The 17,653-nt window shown below is 45.0% G+C and carries 18 protein-coding genes and 1 riboswitch; of the genes, 13 read left to right on the top strand and 5 right to left on the bottom strand.

The genetic code is table 11. The features are described from left to right. Positions 1–29 precede the first annotated feature (29 nt). The 3 genes from arsC to ACTSEZ_RS16985 are packed head-to-tail and all read left to right on the top strand — an operon-like array spanning position 30 to position 1,437. On the top strand, positions 30–449 hold the full coding sequence (gene arsC / locus ACTSEZ_RS16995; protein WP_369735490.1) for an arsenate reductase (thioredoxin): 420 nt from the start codon (positions 30–32) through the stop codon (positions 447–449). A 20-nt stretch (positions 450–469) separates the two neighbouring features. Beyond that, entirely contained in the window at positions 470–898 is a 429-nt protein-coding gene (locus ACTSEZ_RS16990; RefSeq protein WP_369735488.1) for a protein-tyrosine phosphatase family protein, read from the top strand. A 53-nt stretch (positions 899–951) separates the two neighbouring features. Further along, on the top strand, positions 952–1,437 hold the full coding sequence (locus tag ACTSEZ_RS16985) for a GNAT family N-acetyltransferase (RefSeq protein ID WP_369735487.1): 486 nt from the start codon (positions 952–954) through the stop codon (positions 1,435–1,437). Positions 1,438–1,460: 23 nt separating this feature from the next. Here the strand turns inward: ACTSEZ_RS16985 and ACTSEZ_RS16980 are convergent, their stop codons facing one another. From ACTSEZ_RS16980 to crcB (ACTSEZ_RS16970), 3 genes are read right to left on the bottom strand one after another with little or no spacing between them, the layout of a single operon-like run. Continuing rightward, the gene (locus tag ACTSEZ_RS16980) at positions 1,461–2,546 is read right to left on the bottom strand and encodes a M42 family metallopeptidase (protein ID WP_369735485.1); all 1,086 of its coding nucleotides are present in this window, start codon (positions 2,544–2,546) and stop codon (positions 1,461–1,463) included. Positions 2,547–2,584: 38 nt separating this feature from the next. After that, positions 2,585–2,938: a fluoride efflux transporter CrcB gene (crcB, locus tag ACTSEZ_RS16975; RefSeq protein ID WP_369735483.1), complete on the bottom strand. Its 354-nt coding sequence runs from the start codon at positions 2,936–2,938 to the stop codon at positions 2,585–2,587. Then, positions 2,935–3,330: a fluoride efflux transporter CrcB gene (gene crcB, locus ACTSEZ_RS16970; RefSeq protein WP_369735481.1), complete on the bottom strand. Its 396-nt coding sequence runs from the start codon at positions 3,328–3,330 to the stop codon at positions 2,935–2,937. Before crcB (ACTSEZ_RS16970) ends, crcB (ACTSEZ_RS16975) begins: the two co-directional genes overlap by 4 nt. A gap of 196 nt (positions 3,331–3,526) precedes the next feature. Further along, positions 3,527–3,692, top strand: a riboswitch (M-box (ykoK) riboswitch). A gap of 101 nt (positions 3,693–3,793) precedes the next feature. On the opposite strand from crcB (ACTSEZ_RS16970), the gene mgtE reads away from it, so the two are divergent. The 5 genes from mgtE (at position 3,794) to ACTSEZ_RS16945 (ending at position 9,504) form a co-directional block, all read left to right on the top strand. Further along, complete coding sequence (gene mgtE, locus ACTSEZ_RS16965; protein WP_369735480.1) at positions 3,794–5,152, top strand: magnesium transporter; 1,359 nt, start codon at positions 3,794–3,796, stop codon at positions 5,150–5,152. An 85-nt stretch (positions 5,153–5,237) separates the two neighbouring features. Continuing rightward, positions 5,238–5,912 (top strand): response regulator transcription factor, encoded by a 675-nt coding sequence (locus tag ACTSEZ_RS16960; protein WP_369735479.1) that lies wholly within the window; start codon positions 5,238–5,240, stop codon positions 5,910–5,912. A gap of 3 nt (positions 5,913–5,915) precedes the next feature. Next, positions 5,916–7,313: a sensor histidine kinase gene (locus ACTSEZ_RS16955; RefSeq protein WP_369735478.1), complete on the top strand. Its 1,398-nt coding sequence runs from the start codon at positions 5,916–5,918 to the stop codon at positions 7,311–7,313. 73 nt (positions 7,314–7,386) lie between these two features. After that, positions 7,387–7,542 (top strand): lmo0937 family membrane protein, encoded by a 156-nt coding sequence (locus ACTSEZ_RS16950; RefSeq protein WP_139015520.1) that lies wholly within the window; start codon positions 7,387–7,389, stop codon positions 7,540–7,542. Between the two features lie 315 nt (positions 7,543–7,857). Next, on the top strand, positions 7,858–9,504 hold the full coding sequence (locus tag ACTSEZ_RS16945) for a ribonuclease J (protein WP_369735477.1): 1,647 nt from the start codon (positions 7,858–7,860) through the stop codon (positions 9,502–9,504). A gap of 21 nt (positions 9,505–9,525) precedes the next feature. Here ACTSEZ_RS16945 and ACTSEZ_RS16940 read toward each other — a convergent pair whose 3' ends face one another. Further along, positions 9,526–10,815: an MFS transporter gene (locus tag ACTSEZ_RS16940; RefSeq protein ID WP_369735584.1), complete on the bottom strand. Its 1,290-nt coding sequence runs from the start codon at positions 10,813–10,815 to the stop codon at positions 9,526–9,528. Between the two features lie 276 nt (positions 10,816–11,091). Here ACTSEZ_RS16940 and ACTSEZ_RS16935 point away from each other — a divergent pair, with 276 nt between their 5' ends. The 5 genes from ACTSEZ_RS16935 (at position 11,092) to ACTSEZ_RS16915 (ending at position 16,912) form a co-directional block, all read left to right on the top strand. After that, positions 11,092–12,009 carry a proline dehydrogenase family protein gene (locus ACTSEZ_RS16935; RefSeq protein WP_369735476.1) on the top strand — a complete coding sequence of 306 codons (918 nt, stop codon included), beginning with the start codon at positions 11,092–11,094 and terminating at the stop codon, positions 12,007–12,009. A gap of 28 nt (positions 12,010–12,037) precedes the next feature. Beyond that, entirely contained in the window at positions 12,038–13,579 is a 1,542-nt protein-coding gene (gene pruA, locus ACTSEZ_RS16930) for an L-glutamate gamma-semialdehyde dehydrogenase (protein ID WP_369735475.1), read from the top strand. Between the two features lie 168 nt (positions 13,580–13,747). Next, the gene (putP, locus tag ACTSEZ_RS16925) at positions 13,748–15,217 is read left to right on the top strand and encodes a sodium/proline symporter PutP (protein WP_369735473.1); all 1,470 of its coding nucleotides are present in this window, start codon (positions 13,748–13,750) and stop codon (positions 15,215–15,217) included. A 132-nt stretch (positions 15,218–15,349) separates the two neighbouring features. Beyond that, positions 15,350–16,570, top strand: coding sequence for a PucR family transcriptional regulator (locus ACTSEZ_RS16920; RefSeq protein WP_369735472.1), 1,221 nt, complete (start codon positions 15,350–15,352; stop codon positions 16,568–16,570). 18 nt (positions 16,571–16,588) lie between these two features. After that, positions 16,589–16,912 carry a YnfA family protein gene (locus tag ACTSEZ_RS16915; RefSeq protein WP_369735470.1) on the top strand — a complete coding sequence of 108 codons (324 nt, stop codon included), beginning with the start codon at positions 16,589–16,591 and terminating at the stop codon, positions 16,910–16,912. A 204-nt stretch (positions 16,913–17,116) separates the two neighbouring features. Here the strand turns inward: ACTSEZ_RS16915 and ACTSEZ_RS16910 are convergent, their stop codons facing one another. Further along, positions 17,117–17,524 (bottom strand): YkvA family protein, encoded by a 408-nt coding sequence (locus ACTSEZ_RS16910; RefSeq protein WP_369735469.1) that lies wholly within the window; start codon positions 17,522–17,524, stop codon positions 17,117–17,119. Between the last annotated feature and the right edge of the window lie 129 nt (positions 17,525–17,653).

Genomic DNA, 17,653 nt, shown 5'->3' with positions numbered 1-17,653 from the left:
CAATACTCACTTAAAAGGAGAATACATCTATGTCAAAAAAAACAATCTACTTCTTGTGTACTGGAAATTCTTGCAGAAGCCAAATGGCTGAAGGCTGGGCAAAAAAGCATCTTGGTGAGGACTGGATTGTAAAAAGTGCAGGTCTTGAAGCGCATGGATTAAACCCTAACGCTGTAAAAGCGATGAAAGAAGCAGGAGTCGACATTTCAAAGCAAACTTCTGATGTCATCAATCCTGAAATCCTTAACAATGCAGAACTAGTTGTTACTCTATGCGGGCATGCGGCTGACCACTGCCCAGTAACGCCTCCGCATATTAAACGTGTTCACTGGGGATTTGACGACCCTGCTAAAGCAGAAGGCACAGACGAAGAGAAATGGGCATTCTTCCAGCGTGTTCGTGACGAGATCGGCGAACGCATTGAACGTTTTGCGAAGACGGGAGAATAATTGAAAGCAGGTGTTTGGGAATGCAGCCTAAAAACTATCATGAGCTAATTAAAAACCGTATTTATATAGGAGGCGCTGCGGACGCACCTGCAGCTGCTGAAAACGAACAGACAGATATTGTTTTTGACTTGAGGTCTGAGTCTGATCATCCGGCCGCCGGATTCCACCGAATTCACAGCCCTATTACGGACAACCAAGAACAACAGGACGAATCGGTAAAAAGTTCAATTGATCAGGTTGTCAATGCCTTTCATGAAGGAAAAAAGATCTACTTCCATTGCGGAGGCGGCAGTAACCGCACAGGCACCGTGGCAATTGGTACGCTTCTGTCACTTAACATGGCTTCTTCTATTGAAGAAGCAGAGCGCAGAGCTAAAGAAGTTCGTCCAAAAATCCAGGTTAAGCCTGAAATGAAAGAAACGTTAAAAAGACTGTATCCAAATGCATAAAGCAGAATAGGTCTCAGAGATGAGGCCTTTTTTGTATGAATGGGGGGAGTTTCTTGTACGAGATAAAAAAGTTAGCCGATCTTCACTGGAACCAGGTGAAAGAAATTTATCTTGAAGGTATTGCGACCGGTAACGCCACTTTTGAAACGAATGCTCCATCTTGGGAGGACTGGGATAGCAGCCATTCTAAAGAATGCCGACTTGTTGCTGAACATGGCGGAGTTGTTTTGGGATGGGCGGCATTGAGTCCGGTATCCGGAAGATGCGTTTATGCAGGGGTGGCAGATGTGAGCATCTACATAGGAAGTGCCTATAAAGGCAAGGGAATTGGAACGGCTCTGCTGCGTTCAATCATAGATCTCAGTGAACAGGAAGGATTCTGGACCCTGCAGGCAGGAATTTTCCCGGAAAATACTTCAAGCTTAAAGCTTCATGAAAAAGCGGGATTCAGAAGAATCGGTGTAAGGGAGAAAATCGGAAAGATGAATGGCGTTTGGAGAGATGTGGTGTTTTTGGAAAGACGGAGCGGCAAATTGTAAAAAGAGAGCCTCGGCTCTCTTTTTTAATGCAGATTTCCATCGATTTCAGTCAGCTGTCTGACCGTTTTTTCATCCAGCTGTTTAATGACCTGATAAAGCAGTTCAGCGGCATGGTCGAGATCATCTCTGTGAACAACGGATACGTGGCTGTGAATATATCTCGATGGAACACTTACAACCACAGTAGGAACACCTTCATATCCGAGATGGAACTTCCCGCCGTCGGTTCCGCCTCCGGGCATAATATCGACTTGATAAGGAATGCCATTTTTACCTGCAATGTCTGTTACAAAGTTTCTTAGCTTCAGATGGGGAATCATGCTGGCATCGAAAAAGCCGATCAGCGGTCCTTTTCCAAGCTCTGTATGCCCTTCATCTTTCATCCCCGGTGTGTCTCCTGCGACACCAACATCAAGAGCAAACGAGATATCAGGCTTTACTGTATTGACGAGTGTTTGAGCGCCTCTGAGCCCTACTTCTTCCTGGACGGTGGCTCCGGCATATAAGATATTTGGATGCTTTTTATCCGCAGCCGCTTTTTCAAGGGTTTTAAGCGCCACATAACACCCGGCGCGGTTATCCCAGTTGCGGGCGAGCAGAAGCTTTTGGTTTGGAAACACTTCGAACGGGCAGATTGTCGCAATTGGATCGCCGACCTGTACGCCGAAGCTTTCCGCTTCTTCCTTACTTGACGCACCAATATCAATAAACATATTTTTGGTCTCAAGAACATTTTTCCGCTCTTCAATCGACAGAACATGAGGCGCTTTTGAACCGATGACTCCTGTCAGGTCCCCTTTATTTGTCATGACTTTTACGCGCTGTGCAAGCATGACATGGCCCCACCAGCCCCCGAGTGTCTGAAACTTCAGGAACCCGTCCTTGGTTATGGCTTTTACCATGAGCCCGACTTCATCCATATGCCCGGCAATCAGAATCTTCGGCCCTTTTTTGCCGGTAACCCCTGTGATGCTCCCCAGTTTGTCTTTGACTAAATCAGGGGTGAATGCCTTGATTTTTTCTTCAAGGACCTTGTGAATTCTCGCTTCGAATCCCGAAGGACCTTCGGGATCAGTCAACTCTTTTAACAGCTGAAGATCTTTATCCATTGTACATCCCTCCAGTAGGTAGGATGCCTTTCTTGCCATTAGCTCATACCAATCATGATGCCGGCAAAGGCTGATAAAAGTCCTCCTGTATAGCTGATGAAAAGGTAGGCAATGAGAACACGGTGTTTTTCTTTTTCTCTGAGCTGGATGTTCTCAAGTTTGAATGTGGAAAATGTCGTGAAAGCTCCCATAAATCCGATGCCAAAGAGAGAATACAATCCATCTGACAGCCCGTATCCCGTCATCAGACCGAGGAGAAAGGAGCCGGCAAGATTCACAGTCAATGTGCCGATTGGAAAACCTGTTTTGCTTTTGCTGTTCATCCGGGAGCTTAAAAGAAAGCGGGCTATAGCACCGAGACATCCTCCTGCAGCAATCAGCAGTATGTTCATAGTGAGGACTCTCCTTTCCTTTTAAAAGAGCTTCCCAGAGAGTATCCGTACCACGCGAGGAACAGACCCCCGAAAAGGCTTAGGAACACATATAAAAAGGCCAGTGCAAACATGCCGTCTTTCATCAGCAGCACCGTTTCGACGCTGAAGGTGGAAAAGGTAGTAAAAGAGCCGACAAGTCCGGTGCCAAGACCCGCGAGAATATCGGGATGAAAGACTTTCAGTTTGACGATGCTGTTTGTAAACCATCCCAGAACAAAGCAGCCAATCAGATTGGCAAGAAGCGTGCCGAGCGGGAAGCCTCCGCTGTACAAACTATGAGTAAGCAGTCCGAGCCCGTATCTGAGGAGGCTTCCGGCGACTCCCCCTGCGCCTATAAGCAGAACATTCATGAATCGCACTCCTCATCTTCCATGATTAAACTTGCAGGAAACTTAATAGCTGAATATTCACCATAATACAGGACCATGTTTATAGGATACCAAAAAAGGAAAATGAATCCCCCTAAAATATAGCTCCATTTGTCTGTTTTCCAGTTATTTAATGATTGACACTGCAGCTGAAATTCGCTAATTTAACCTTAGAACTGAACATCCTCGTTAGGTGAGGCTCCTGTGCCGGAGATAAGCTGCTGCCCAAAAATGTCGAAAGACGCCAATGGGTCAACAGAAACCATCGACTTAAGGTGGTTTTTAACGCAGCTGGACTTGTCCTATGCCGCACAGTGCTAAAGCTCTACGAATGGAGGACCCGGACTGATTGTTATTTGCCATGCAAATGATGCAGTTAGTGATGTAAACCGCACCTCCGTTTTTGGAGGTGTTTTTGTTTTTCATGCGAAAGGAGGGATTCTGATTGGTGAAAAATATGACAGAAAATCAAATTACCCTGCAATTGATCAAACTCTTAAAAGAAAAGAAACGCAAAGAGTTCCAGCTCATTCTTGAAGAACTGCAGCCGTATGATACGGCACGGATATTTGAAGGGCTTCCGGAAAAACACCATACTCGCTTCCTGATATATATGAACCCGGATCAGATCGCTGAACTGATTCAGGAGCTTACAAAAGAAGAGCAGGTCAAGGTCCTTACAAAACTTGGAGTGGAGAAGTCAGGAGAGGTCATGGATTTAATGGATAATGACGATCTGGCTTACTTGCTTGAGGATCTATCCCCTGAACGCATCCGCGAGCTGCTTTCGGGTATGAATAAAGAAGAGTCCATGATTGTTCAAAATATCATGAACTATCCTCCTGAAACAGCCGGAAGGCTCATGACAAACCGGTTTGTCTGGATACCGCAGCATTTCACAGTGAGAGACACGGTGGAAAAGCTGAAGATATTTGCGGAATATTCAGAAACCATCAACTACCTGTATGTAATTGATGAAAAGAAAAAGCTTGTTGGTGTTGTGTCATACAGGGATCTCATTTTGAGCGGTGAGCATGAGAAAATTTATGACATCATGTACAGCAGGGTCATTTCTGTGCCTGCTGATGCAGATCAGGAAGAGGTTGCACGGCTCATTGAGAGATATGACTTTTTAGCGATACCGGTTGTTGAAAATGATGATGAACTTGTAGGGATTGTAACGGTCGATGATATTATAGATGTTGTAATAAAAGAAGCAAATGAGGACATTGAGAAGCTGTCTGCATCGGGAAAATCGATTGATTTTGAAACAAAGGCATTTACTGCTGCACTCAGAAGACTTCCTTGGCTTATTCTCCTGCTGTTTATCGGCATAGTATCAGGAACGATAATCAGCGGTTTTGAAGAAACGCTGTCAAAGGCTGTGGCACTTGCTTTCTTTATGCCAATGATTGCGGGGATGACCGGCAATACAGGTACTCAGTCACTTGCTGTGGTAGTCAGAGGCCTGATCAGCACGGATGTTGACCGGGCAACAGCTGTAAAGCTAGTTTTCAGGGAGCTCAGGGTTGGACTGATTATTGGATTGACGTGCGGGGTGTTGATTGCGGGTATAGCCTATGTGTGGCAGGGGAATCCAATCTTAGGGATTGTAGTGGGAAGTTCTCTTGTAGTGACGCTGATCATCGGGACACTTGCCGGGACAGTTATTCCGCTCATTCTCCACAAATTCAAAATTGACCCTGCTGTGGCCTCAGGTCCGCTGATAACAACTCTTAATGATATTTTATCTCTTTTAATCTATTTTGGAATTGCCACAATGTTTCTTTCAAGACTGATGTAGGCAGACTTGAAAAACCTCATAAAAATTTCACATCCTTCAGGTAAAATTGAGTAAACAAATAGACGGTTAAAAGTGAGGTCTTTTTATGAGCACAACAACAGTGATGGTACTTGATGATGAAGAAGCAATGAGGTCTCTGATCAGAACGTTTCTGGTTCAGGAAGGCTACAGAGTAATTGAAGCGGCAAATGGTTCGGATGCTCTTGATATGCTGAAAAGAGAAGTGCCCGATCTGATTATTGCAGACGTAATGATGCCGTACATGGACGGGTTTTCTTTTGCAGGGGAATTAAAAAAGGCGTATGAGATTCCGCTTATTTTCCTTTCGGCAAAAGGAGAAGAGTGGGATAAAATTCAGGGACTCAAGATTGGCGGGGACGATTATATTGTAAAGCCGTTCCATCCCGGAGAGCTGCTTGCAAGAGTGGAGTCTGTTCTCAGAAGAGCAAGGCAGAGCACTTCTGCAGGGAGCCGAGTGACAGCCGGGCCGCTTGTCCTCGATGCTCTTTCGTATAAGGCGACAATTGGCAGTGAAACGCTTTCGCTGACTCTGAAGGAATTTGAGCTGCTGTCGATTCTGGCAAGAAACAAGGGAGCGGTGTTTTCACGGGAGCAGCTTCTTGAATCGGTATGGGGCTCTAATTATATTGGCACAGGCAGAACTGTGGATACCCACATCAAGACATTGAGGCTGAAGTTAAAAGATCATGCGCATCTCATCCAGACCTCTTGGGGAGTAGGCTATAAATTTGAGGTGTAGACATTGCTTAGACGATTAAATTTAAGTCAGAAAGTGCTGATGCTGATTGGTGTCTGCATTCTTTTCAGCATTGTTTTTTCTTTTTTCTTTCTGCATTTTTTGTATAAGGAGCTTTATTTCAACAGTGTGAAAGAGTCAGTGATTTATCAGGGAGAGAGAACAGCAGCACATTATCACTCAGGGACGCTGAGTGAAGAAATTATTGAAAAGATCCACTGGTACAATATGGTTTCTGAATATGAAATTATTGTTCTTGACGAGATTGAAGATCTCTCATCATATTTTCCGTACGAAATTAATCATCAGGCTCTCATAACCCGGTCAGACAGAAAAAGGCTGGAGAATGAAGAGTTTATTGTAAAAGATGGGTATGTAGAAGAGTTCGGCAGGGAAATCATTGGAGCCGTTTTCCCTGTTGCCGGGAAAAACGGCACAGAAAGCTATATTTATATATACGTGCCTCTGGCTGATCTTCAGGAAGTGTTTGAGGGGAGCATTCCGATTCTTTTGCTTGCAGGTTCCATGTTTTTTATGATTTTGTTTCTTGCTGTCAATCAGATTCGGCGCTCGCTGTTTCAGCCGCTGCAGGAAATCCGGCTTTTTTCAAAGGAAGTGTCCAGAGGGAATTATTCCAACCGGCTCCAGATTTCAAAGCGGGATGAAATCGGAGAGCTGGCAAGAGCGTTTAATTCGATGAGCGAATCTCTTGAAAAGCAGGAGGCCCGCAAAAAAGAATTCCTTGCGAATATTGTTCACGAGCTTAGAACGCCTCTTACTTATATTGGAGGATACAGCCAGGCGCTGTCCCATCAGATGTACGAATCTCCTGAGGAAGCAGAGCACTATGTAAAGACGATTGAACGGGAAACGAACCGGGTCAACAAGATGATTCATGACCTGATTGACCTGGACGTTCTCCAGGAGAGTATGTATACCTTAAAGACAGAGCCGATCGCCATTGCGCAGCTGTTTTTGGATACATTTGCTTTGTTTGAAATCAGGCTCCACGAAAAAAATCTTCAGACGAAGCTTCATTTGCATGAGGATCTTGTTATTATGGGCGATCCGAAACGGATTCAGCAGGTGTTCTACAATCTGATTGACAATGCGATAAAGTACGCAGAAGAAGGAAGTGTGATCCAAATTTCTTTCTCAGAAGAGAAGAACCGATTTCATTTCCGCATTCATAACATTGGCAGCGAGCTTTCGGAACAGGACCTCGCTCATATCGGAGAGCGGTTCTTCCGGACGGATAAAGCACGCAGCCGCCTGACAGGAGGAACAGGACTTGGACTTTCTATTGTAAAGGAAATTGTCAGGCTCCATGAAGGCGAACTCAGAATTGAAAGTGACGCTTCAGCAGGCACTGCGGTAACCGTTATTCTGCCAAGCCTCCTGTAAAAAAAGGACCAGTTTATTTCTGAAGAATTAAGGGAAACTACTTTGTAACTAAACGAGAAAGTAGGGACCCGCTATGTTATGGACGATTATTGGACTTTTAATTTTATTTTGGATTCTCGGGCTTGTTTTCAAGGTCGCTGGGGGAATTATTCATATTCTTCTTGTCCTTGCTTTGATTGTGTTTCTGTATAATTTCTTCATGAAAAGAAAAGGCAGGGCACGGGGATAAGTGCGAGAGACCGAAGGGAAGCGAAAGCTGACTTCGGTCTTTTTTTTATGCTCTATAAATTCGAAAAAATTTTTTTCAGTTTGGTGATGGTGTTATAAAGTTATCTTCGTCCAGCTCCAGCGCCTAGATCCTCTGTCAGAACAAATCCGGCAAAAAAGGCGGGACCCGGACTTTTCTGCCGGATTCTTATCTGCCTATCGGATCTGAGCAAGGCGCTTGCGCTTTTGTTCGCCATGTTGTGATACAATGGAAAGATAGTTCACTTTGTGAAGAAACGATACTAAGATAAGCAATCAGCTTGCTGGGAGACTAAACATGACTAAAGAAAAAAATGTAAAAATCATACCGCTTGGCGGGATGGGCGAAATAGGAAAGAACATGTATGTGGTTGAGTTTGGAGGAGAAATCGTCATTGTTGATGCTGGTGTTAAGTTTCCGGATGAAGAATTAAGGGGCGTTGATTACATCATTCCTGATTACTCGTATCTTGTGAAGAATGCCGGAAGAGTAAAAGGCCTGTTCATTACTCATGGACATGAAGATCATATCGGCGGAGTGCCGTTTTTATTGAAAAAATTAAATGTGCCCGTCTATGCCGGGGGACTGGCTATGGGCTTTATCCGGAACAAGCTTGAAGAACATGGGCTGCTGAGAGAAGCAGAACTGCACGACATTACGGAGGATAGCTTGATTGAACTTGGTGAATTGAATGTGTCCTTTTTCCGGACAACGCACAGTATCCCTGATTCATTCGGAGTTGTGATTCACACACCGCAGGGGAACGTAGTTCACACGGGTGACTTTAAATTTGATTTAACTCCTGCAGGTCCTGAGCAGGACTTGTCTAAGATTGCAAAAGTCGGGCAGGACGGGGTTCTCTGTCTTTTATCTGACAGCACCAACAGCGAAATTCCGGGGTTCTCTGTTTCTGAGAAGAAAATCGGCCAGAATATTTTGAACGTAGTCAGAAAGCAGTCGGGACGAATTATCGTCGCTCTGTTTGCATCAAACGTTTTCCGTCTTCAACAGGTGATTCAGGCATCTGTCGCATGCGGAAGAAAGGTTGCCTACACAGGGAGAAGCATGGAGAGAGCAATCGGCATCGGCCTTGAGCTCGGATATATTGATGCTCCAAAGGGCACGTTTATTGACCCTAATGAAATCAGTGCCTACAAAAACAGCGAGCTCACCATTCTGTGCACGGGAAGTCAGGGAGAGCCCTTTGCTGCCCTTTCACGAATTGCAGAAGGAAAGCATCGCCATATCCATATTGAAGAAGGCGACACGATTATCTTCTCATCTTCTCCAATTCCGGGGAATGTCCTCAGCGTGAACCGTATCGTCAACAAACTGATGAAAGCGGGAGCGGATGTCATTGATAACAAGCTTTATGACATTCATACATCAGGACACGGGGGCCAGGAAGAGCTGAAGCTGATGCTTAAGCTTCTGAAACCGAAATTCCTTGTGCCGATCCACGGGGAGTACCGCATGCAGAAGATGCACCAGACACTTGCCCTGGACTGCTTTGTGCCGGAAGAAAACATCTTTATTCTCGACAATGGACAGGTTCTCAATGTGTCAAAAGAGAAAGCTTACCAGGCAGGCAGAGTGCCCGCGCGGTCTGTTTATGTGGACGGCCACGGAATCGGTGACGTCGGAACCTCTCTGCTTGGCGAACGGAAGCAGCTGGCAGACAGCGGAATCTTATCGATTCTTCTTTTTAAAGAAGGGGAAGAAATCATCCGCAAGCCGCAGATCATTTCGAGAGGCTTTGTCTATTTGAGAGAATCAAGCAGCTTTATGGGAGAAATCGAAACGAGGGCAGCTGCTCTTGTTGATCAGCATCCGACAGATGATATTGAACGGAAATTAAGTTCGGCTATTTCTGATTTCATCTACAAAAAATTGAAGAGGTCTCCAATTGTCGTGACGAAAGTCATTGATGTGACAAGGGGATAATGAAAAAAGCTCTGACATGTTTCAGAGCTTTTTGCTTTTAACAGAAATCTGTTCAATTTCACCGAGCACGACGGTGTAAAAAATCAAGCCAATGACGAGCACGGCTGCCGCAATGATGAAAGCAAGATCAAATGACCCTGTTGCGTCAACTATGTATCCGGTCAAGAAGGTCGCTATGATCCCTCCGAAAAGGTTGTTCGCAAAATTGACCATTGAACTCAGGATGGCTGTTGTGCCGGGCGGTGCAAGCTTTGCTGCAATGGTCCAGCCGACTGGAGCTGTGGCGGATATGCCGGCAAGGCCGATGGAAATAAAAATCATCGACAGGACGGGGCTTGATGTAAAGATGGATCCGATAAAGATAAGGCCAACAAGCAGTCCCGTCGAAATGATGTTTTTATATACTCTGTCAGGAGAATATCCTTTCTTAATCAGACTGTCGACAAGCCATCCTCCAGCCAGAATACCTGATAGAGCGGCAATCAGCCACGGAATGGCTGTGTAAAGAGCGGAAGAGAGCAAATCCAGCTGAAACTGCTCCTTGAAGAATGTAGGAAGCCACAGAAGCAGCAGGTTAAAGGTATAACCGTACCCGGTAAAACCGATCATCAGCCCCCAGGCCTTTTTGTTTGTAAAAAACGTCTTAAGCACGAGTGCCGCTTTGTAAGAAGGAAGGTCTGCGGAATCCTCATACATATGAATGTAGTTGATTTCTTCTTTGGATATGCTCTTGTGAGTGTCCGGCTCGTCGTAATACTTCCAGAAGACAAAGGTAAACAGCACGTTAATGGCCCCAATTGCCAAAAAAGCTGTTTTCCAGTCATAAAGGGTAATCAAAATCGCTACAAGAGGCCCGCCGATTACATTTGAAAGCTTGGCAGAAGAATCAAACAGGGCATTGGCAAGTCCTCTCTCATGAAAAGGAAACCAGCTGGCTGTAGCTTTTGCGGCGGCAGGAAAGGCCGATGCGCTGGTGATGCCTGTGAAAAAACGGATGATATATAAAAGAAGAGTGCCTTGAATAAAGACAAGGCTGATTGTCAAAAACGTCCAGATGACCATGCCTGTCCTTGTCACCCAGCTGACTCCCCATCTGTCGAGCATACTGCCGATCGGAAGCTGCATAAGGGTGTAGGCATAGTTATACACCGTAAAAACAAGTCCCATTTCAAAGGCGCTCAGCGAAAAGGCTTTCTGAAGTTCAGGAGCAGCGGCAGCAAGGGCAACCCTGTCAAAATAGTTCAATATGATGAACGTGCTGAGAAGCGCGGATATTGTCCACCTTGTATTTTTTCCTGCGGGACGGGCCATTTCCCTTTCATTGCTCAACTCTCGCACCTGCCTCTCAAAAAGAAATCTTTGTTTATGGTTTCCTCTTTTTTGCAGCATCATTCTGTCACTAAAAACTGGCCGAGATGAGTGCGGAGATTCTGGTTAAATTAGGTAATAAACCCATTCATCTGCCTGTATTTGTCTAAAACCAACAAATAAAGCGCTTGAATATTGTTTTTTTAGAACGTTGTGAAAATTGTCGACAGGACGTAAGATGAGGGTGTAGAACAACTTTTATGAGGGGGTGCATGTAAAGTGGAAGCGATTACAAGAGACTTTTTCCTCTTCTTATCAAAGAACCATTTACTTAACAATATAGCTAAAAAGCGCGGAGGCAGTTTTGCAGCCGGCAAGATTATCGGAGGAACTGATTTTAAAAGTTCCATAAAGTTCATCAGGCAGCTGAATGACAGCGGATTGTCCGTTACAGTTGATCATCTGGGCGAATTTGTAGATTCGGAAGCCGTTACACGCGAGCGGACGGCAGAATGCATTGAAACCATTGAAATGATCAGCAGAGAGAAGCTTGATTCTCAAGTGTCACTGAAAATGACATCGCTTGGTCTAGATATTGACCGGAAGCTTGTTATTGAAAACATGACGAAGATTCTGGATACGGCAGAAAGACACGGCGTCATGGTCACCATTGACATGGAGGATGAGGTGCGCTGCCAGGCAACTCTTGATATCTTTAAAGAGTTTAAAGCGAAATACAGCTGCATCAGTACGGTGCTGCAGGCATACCTGTACCGCACAGAAAGAGATTTAAGCGACCTGGCTGACTATCAGCCGTTTCTCCGTCTTGTAAAAGGCGCATATAAAGAATCACCGGAAGTAGCGTTTCCTGAAAAGAAAGATGTAGATGAAAACTACAAAAAGCTGATCGAACAAAGCCTGCTTAACGGCAACTATACAGCCATCGCATCCCATGACGATCAGATCATCGAATATACAAAGATGCTGGCTAAGAAGCACAACATCCCTAATTCAAAATTCGAGTTTCAAATGCTTTACGGCATGAGAAGCAAAACGCAGCTTGACCTTGTGAAGCAGGGCTACAAGATGCGCGTTTACGTTCCATACGGTCTTGACTGGTATGGCTACTTCATGAGAAGACTTGCCGAAAGACCTTCAAATATCGCATTTGCATTTAAAGGTATGGTAAAAAGCTAACCAATTTTATAAAAGGGAGAGGATCTGCATGATTCCATACAAACACGAACCATTTACTGATTTTTCAAACGAAGAAAACAAGAAAGCATACCTTGAAGCGCTTGAGCAGGTAGAAGGCTATCTTGGCCAGGACTATCCACTTTACATTGGGGCAGAAAAAGTAACGACTGAAGACAAAATCACGTCTTACAACCCGGCAGACAAGGCTCAAGTAATTGGACGAGTTTCAAAAGCAAACCGCGAGCTTGCTGAAAAGGCTATGCAGGAAGCATCTGCAGCATTTGAAAGCTGGAAAAAAGTAAAACCTGAAATCCGCGCTGATGTTCTTTTCAAAGCAGCAGCCATCATCCGCCGCCGCAAGCATGAGTTTTCGGCTCTTTTAACAAAAGAAGCGGGTAAGCCTTGGAATGAAGCGGATGCGGATACAGCTGAAGCGATTGATTTTCTTGAGTTTTACGCTCGCCAAATGCTGAAGCTTAAAGACGGAGTACCGGTTGAAAGCCGTCCGGGCGAATACAACCGCTATGACTACATTCCGCTTGGAGTAGGCATTATCATCTCTCCTTGGAACTTCCCATTTGCGATCATGGCAGGAACGGCTGTTGCTGCGATTGTAACAGGAAATACGATTCTATTAAAACCGGCATCAACAACTCCGGTTGTTGCAGCTAAATTCGTTGAGGTTATGCTTGAAGCGGGTCTTCCTGCAGGCGTTTTGAACTTTGTTCCGGGAAGCGGAGCGGAAGTTGGCGACTACCTTGTTGACCATCCGAAAACTCGCTTTATCTCATTCACTGGCTCACGTGACGTAGGTCTTCGCATCTTCAACCGTGCTTCACAGCTGAACGACGGCCAAATCTGGCTTAAGCGCGTAATCGCTGAAATGGGCGGTAAAGATACGATTGTCGTAGATAAAGAGGCAGACCTTGAGCTTGCTGCTCAATCGATTGTAAAATCTGCATTTGGCTTCTCGGGACAAAAGTGCTCTGCATGCTCGCGTGCGGTCATCGTTGAAGATGTATACGATCAAGTTTTGAACCGTGCGGTTGAACTGACGAAAGAGCTGACAGTAGGAAACCCGACTGAAAACCACTTCATGGGTCCTGTTATTGATCAGGCTGCTTTTGACAAAATCATGAGCTACGTTGAAATCGGAAAAGAAGAGGGCCGCATTCTATCTGGAGGAGAAGGCGACAGCTCAAAAGGCTTCTTCGTTCAGCCGACAATCGTTGCGGACGTTGATCCGAAAGCGCGCTTAATGCAGGAAGAAATCTTCGGACCGGTAGTTGCATTTGCCAAAGCAAAAGACTTTGATGAGGCGATTGAAATTGCCAACAACACAGAATACGGCCTGACTGGTGCTGTTATCACGAAAAACCGTGAAAACATGGAAAAAGCACGCGAAGATTTCCATGTAGGAAACCTTTACTTTAACCGCGGCTGCACAGGTGCCATTGTCGGATACCAGCCTTTCGGCGGATTTAATATGTCCGGTACTGACTCTAAAGCGGGCGGACCAGATTATCTGCAGCTTCATATGCAGGCAAAAACAACGTCTGAAACGTTCTGATTTCAGCTCCAGCATAAACAAAAGGGATAAGAAGAAGGAGGAAGTGACCAACCAAGTTGCTTCCTCTTTTTAGAAGCTGATTTCGCATGAAGATGCAGAATACTGCATTAAAAAAAGGAATCAGACTCAATCAAACAGAGAGATTTTTGGCGGAAGAGGGGTACTTTTATGATAGACTACGCACTCATTACATCAATAGGCATTTATATGGCAGGTATGCTGCTGATCGGGTATTTTGCCTATAAACGTACTTCAAATTTAAATGATTACATGCTTGGCGACCGCGGTCTCGGACCTGCTGTTACAGCTCTGAGTGCAGGAGCTGCAGATATGAGCGGATGGCTTTTGATGGGTCTTCCGGGGGCAATGTATGCGACAGGTCTGAGTTCCATGTGGATTGTCATCGGGCTGACGCTTGGCGCTTATGCAAACTGGCTGTATGTTGCACCGCGCTTAAGAACGTATACGGAAATTGCAAACAATTCCATCACCATTCCGTCCTTCCTTGAGAACAGGTTTGCAGACGGATCCCGGATTTTACGATTAATTTCGGCTTTAGTTATCTTAATTTTCTTTACATTTTACGTATCTTCAGGAATGGTTTCCGGAGGGGTTTTGTTTGAAAGCACGTTTGGACTTGATTATCACGCGGGTCTATGGATTTTAACGGGCGTTGTTGTCGCCTATACATTGTTTGGAGGATTCCTTGCAGTAAGCTGGACTGATTTTGTCCAGGGAATTATTATGTTTGTTGCACTTATCTTAGTTCCAATCGTCACGGTGATTCATGTTGGAGGGTTCGGGCCTGCATTTGAAACACCGGGTTCAATAGATCCGGCTCTGCTTGATATCTTTAAAGGAACAAGCTTCCTTGGCATCGTTTCACTCTTTGCATGGGGACTCGGCTATTTCGGCCAGCCTCATATTATCGTCCGCTTTATGGCGATCAGCTCTGTGAAAGAAATTAAAAAGGCGCGCACCATTGGAATGGGATGGATGATTTTTTCCAGTATCGGCGCCATGCTTACCGGATTTTTCGGCATCACTTATTTTGCGGGAGAGGGCACGAAACTGGATGATCCTGAAACAGTTTTCATCGTGCTTGGAGAAGTCCTGTTTCATCCATTCATCACAGGATTTTTAATCTCGGCGATTCTCGCTGCCATCATGAGCACGATTTCTTCGCAGCTGCTTGTAACAGCAAGCTCGCTGACGGAGGATATTTATAAAACATTCTTCAGACGGTCTGCATCAGATAAAGAACTTGTTTTCTTGGGAAGAATGTCTGTCCTGCTGATCTCTGTCATTGCCCTGATTCTGTCATGGGAGCAAAATGACACGATTCTTGGACTTGTAGGTTACGCGTGGGCAGGCTTCGGTTCTTCATTTGGACCGCTGATCCTCCTGAGCCTTTTCTGGAAGCGCATGACGAAGTGGGGGGCACTTGCTGGAATGATCGTAGGTGCTGCCACGGTCATCATCTGGTCAATGGCCGGATTGTCAGACATGCTTTATGAAATGATTCCAGGCTTTGCCGCAAGCTTGATTGCCATTGTTGCAGTCAGTATGATCACACCTCTGCCTCCTAAAGAAGCTGGGGAGCAATTTGATGAATTTGAACGAGTGTTGAAACAGTAATATCCAGCAGGAAGTCCATATAAGCGGACTTCCTGTTTTTTGTTTTCAATTCCCCCGGTATTCCCTTCTTCTGTTCAAAAGGTATATAATTAGGTTCATCAATTTACCTAAAGAATCGGGGGGCCGATCTGCATGATCCTTGAGAAGATCCAGACCATTGCAAACATTAATGATATTACGGATATGGTCAGCACCTATTTGAAAAAGCCGGTTGTGATTGAAAATGACCAATTCTCTCTTTTGTCCTACAGTTCGTATTACATCGATCAGTTTGATCAGGCGAATCAGCAGACCATTTTCACGAAACACTGGCCCATTCCTATTTTAGAAAAGTTTATGGATGAAGGAATTGTGGAACAGCTGAAGACCATTCCCCATCCTTTCAGAGTGAAACAGATTGCGGAAATCGGCCTTAATCAGCGTGTCGTTGTAAGCGCTATTTATAAAGAACAGGTTTTTGGCTATATATGGGTTCAGGAGACAGAGCCTATGTCAGAGGAGGATCTCGATTTTCTTCATGAAGTGTCCCGTCACATCGGGAAGCTTCTCTATCAAAAAAATCAGATTAACCTGAGAGAAAACGAAGAAAAAAACGAGTTCTACAAAAAGATTATCGGGCAGGCGTTTCAAACGGAAAATCAGATCAGGTGGGAAGCGGCAAATCACAGCATCATGATTCCGGAAACGTTTATTGTCACAATCTTCACGGTCTCCCAAAGTGAGGAGGAGCAGCTGGAGGAACTGACGGAAACGGTCAGGCTGTTTGCCAATGCACTGAATCATTTTGCACACGTCTTTACCGATCAGCTGAAGGTGGTCGTCATTATCGGAAGCAATGCAAAAGTATCCGATCAGCTCTCGGCAAGTGCAGCAGAACTGACGTCGACGGTTATTTCCCAGCTTGGCGGCTATAAGATATATGCCGGCATCGGCAATTCGTATTCCTCCATCCTGCAGCTAAGAAAATCTTACTTTGAGGCTCTTGAAGTGATTAACGCTGCCAAGTTTATCGGTTCATCCGAAAAGCTGCCGTTTACATACAGCAAGCTCGGCATTTTCAGATACTTGGAGACCATTTCAAAGCACCACAGTATTACCGGCTACAACAATACAAGCCTCCAGATACTGAGAAAAAAAGATGAGGAGAGCCAGACGAAGCTGATTCATACGCTTGAAATTTATCTGCTTAATAACTGCAAACTGAAACCAACCGCTGAACAGCTGTTTGTTCACGCAAATACACTCAAATACCGGATTAATCAAATTCAGGAGCTGACTGCCATCGATTTTGATGATTTTTATACGCGGATTCAGCTGTATATTGATCTGCAGCTTTTGAAAAAAGAGATTTAGACCGGGAGGACATTTTTGATGTATTCGATTCTTTTATTCCTGATTGCAGGTCTTTTAGAAATTGGAGGCGGCTACCTGATCTGGCTTTGGCTGCGCGAAGGAAAACCTGTTTACTGGGGAATATTCGGCGGCGTATCGCTCGCTGTTTATGGAATCATTGCAGCGATGCAGACGTTTCCTTCGTTCGGACGGGTCTACGCTGCTTACGGAGGGATTTTCATCATTCTCTCTGTTCTTTGGGGATGGGGAGTTGACCGGAAGCCTCCAGATCTCTATGATTGGGTCGGGGCAGGTATCTGCCTTGTCGGAGTTTCCGTTATGCTGTTTGCGCCGAGGGATTGAGAGGTTACTTTTCAGGCGTTTTTGATGATTGGATTGTTAGCGGTGTGTTTTGGATTGTTAGACCGGAAATTTGGATTGTTAACGGACCAAATTGGCTTGTTAGACCTTAAAATTGGTTCGCAGTCCTGCTGCAGAGTTCGTAAAAATTCTTTTTCACCATAAAAACGTCTGTTCCAAAGCGGAACAGACGTTTATTTATCGCACTTATTTGATTTTCTCGTCAATGGCAGCGGTGTCGACAGAAGGTCCGAACCATTCAGTCAGCTTTTCCTTCGCCTGGCTTTTTATATCATCATCAATATACATTGCCACCTGAAGGAGTGCCAGGCCCAAAGCTCCGAGGTCATCGGTGTAGCCCACGCCTGCGGCAAGGTCCGGTATAAGGTCAAGCGGCAGAATGAAGTAGCCTAAAGCACCGATAATGATGGCTTTTGTTTTGGCAGGCACTTCAGGTTTCTGAAGGGTATAGTACAGCAAAAGGACAGCGTACACGACAGATGATCCGGCTTTTTTGCCGAATTTTTTTAATTTATCCCAGAACTTTGAGTCGGAATAATGTTTTTCCGCTTTCTGCAGTTCCTCAAGAGTTTCATTTTCCTGCTTGATCGTCATGCTTTCACCTTCGTTTCCATGTGGTATGCCATTATTTTACTACAAGATGGGCACATCATGATAGCACTTCGCTGTTTATTAACAGATGCTTGAGGAAATATAACAGTAAGAACTTTACTCAGGAGGCGC

Origin of the sequence: Metabacillus mesotrionivorans (genome assembly GCF_052171315.1) — a bacterium.
GTDB lineage: Bacteria > Bacillota > Bacilli > Bacillales > Bacillaceae > Bacillus_P.
Note: the sequence above shows the minus strand (reverse complement) of the source record. Positions and strands in the feature narration are given on the sequence as shown.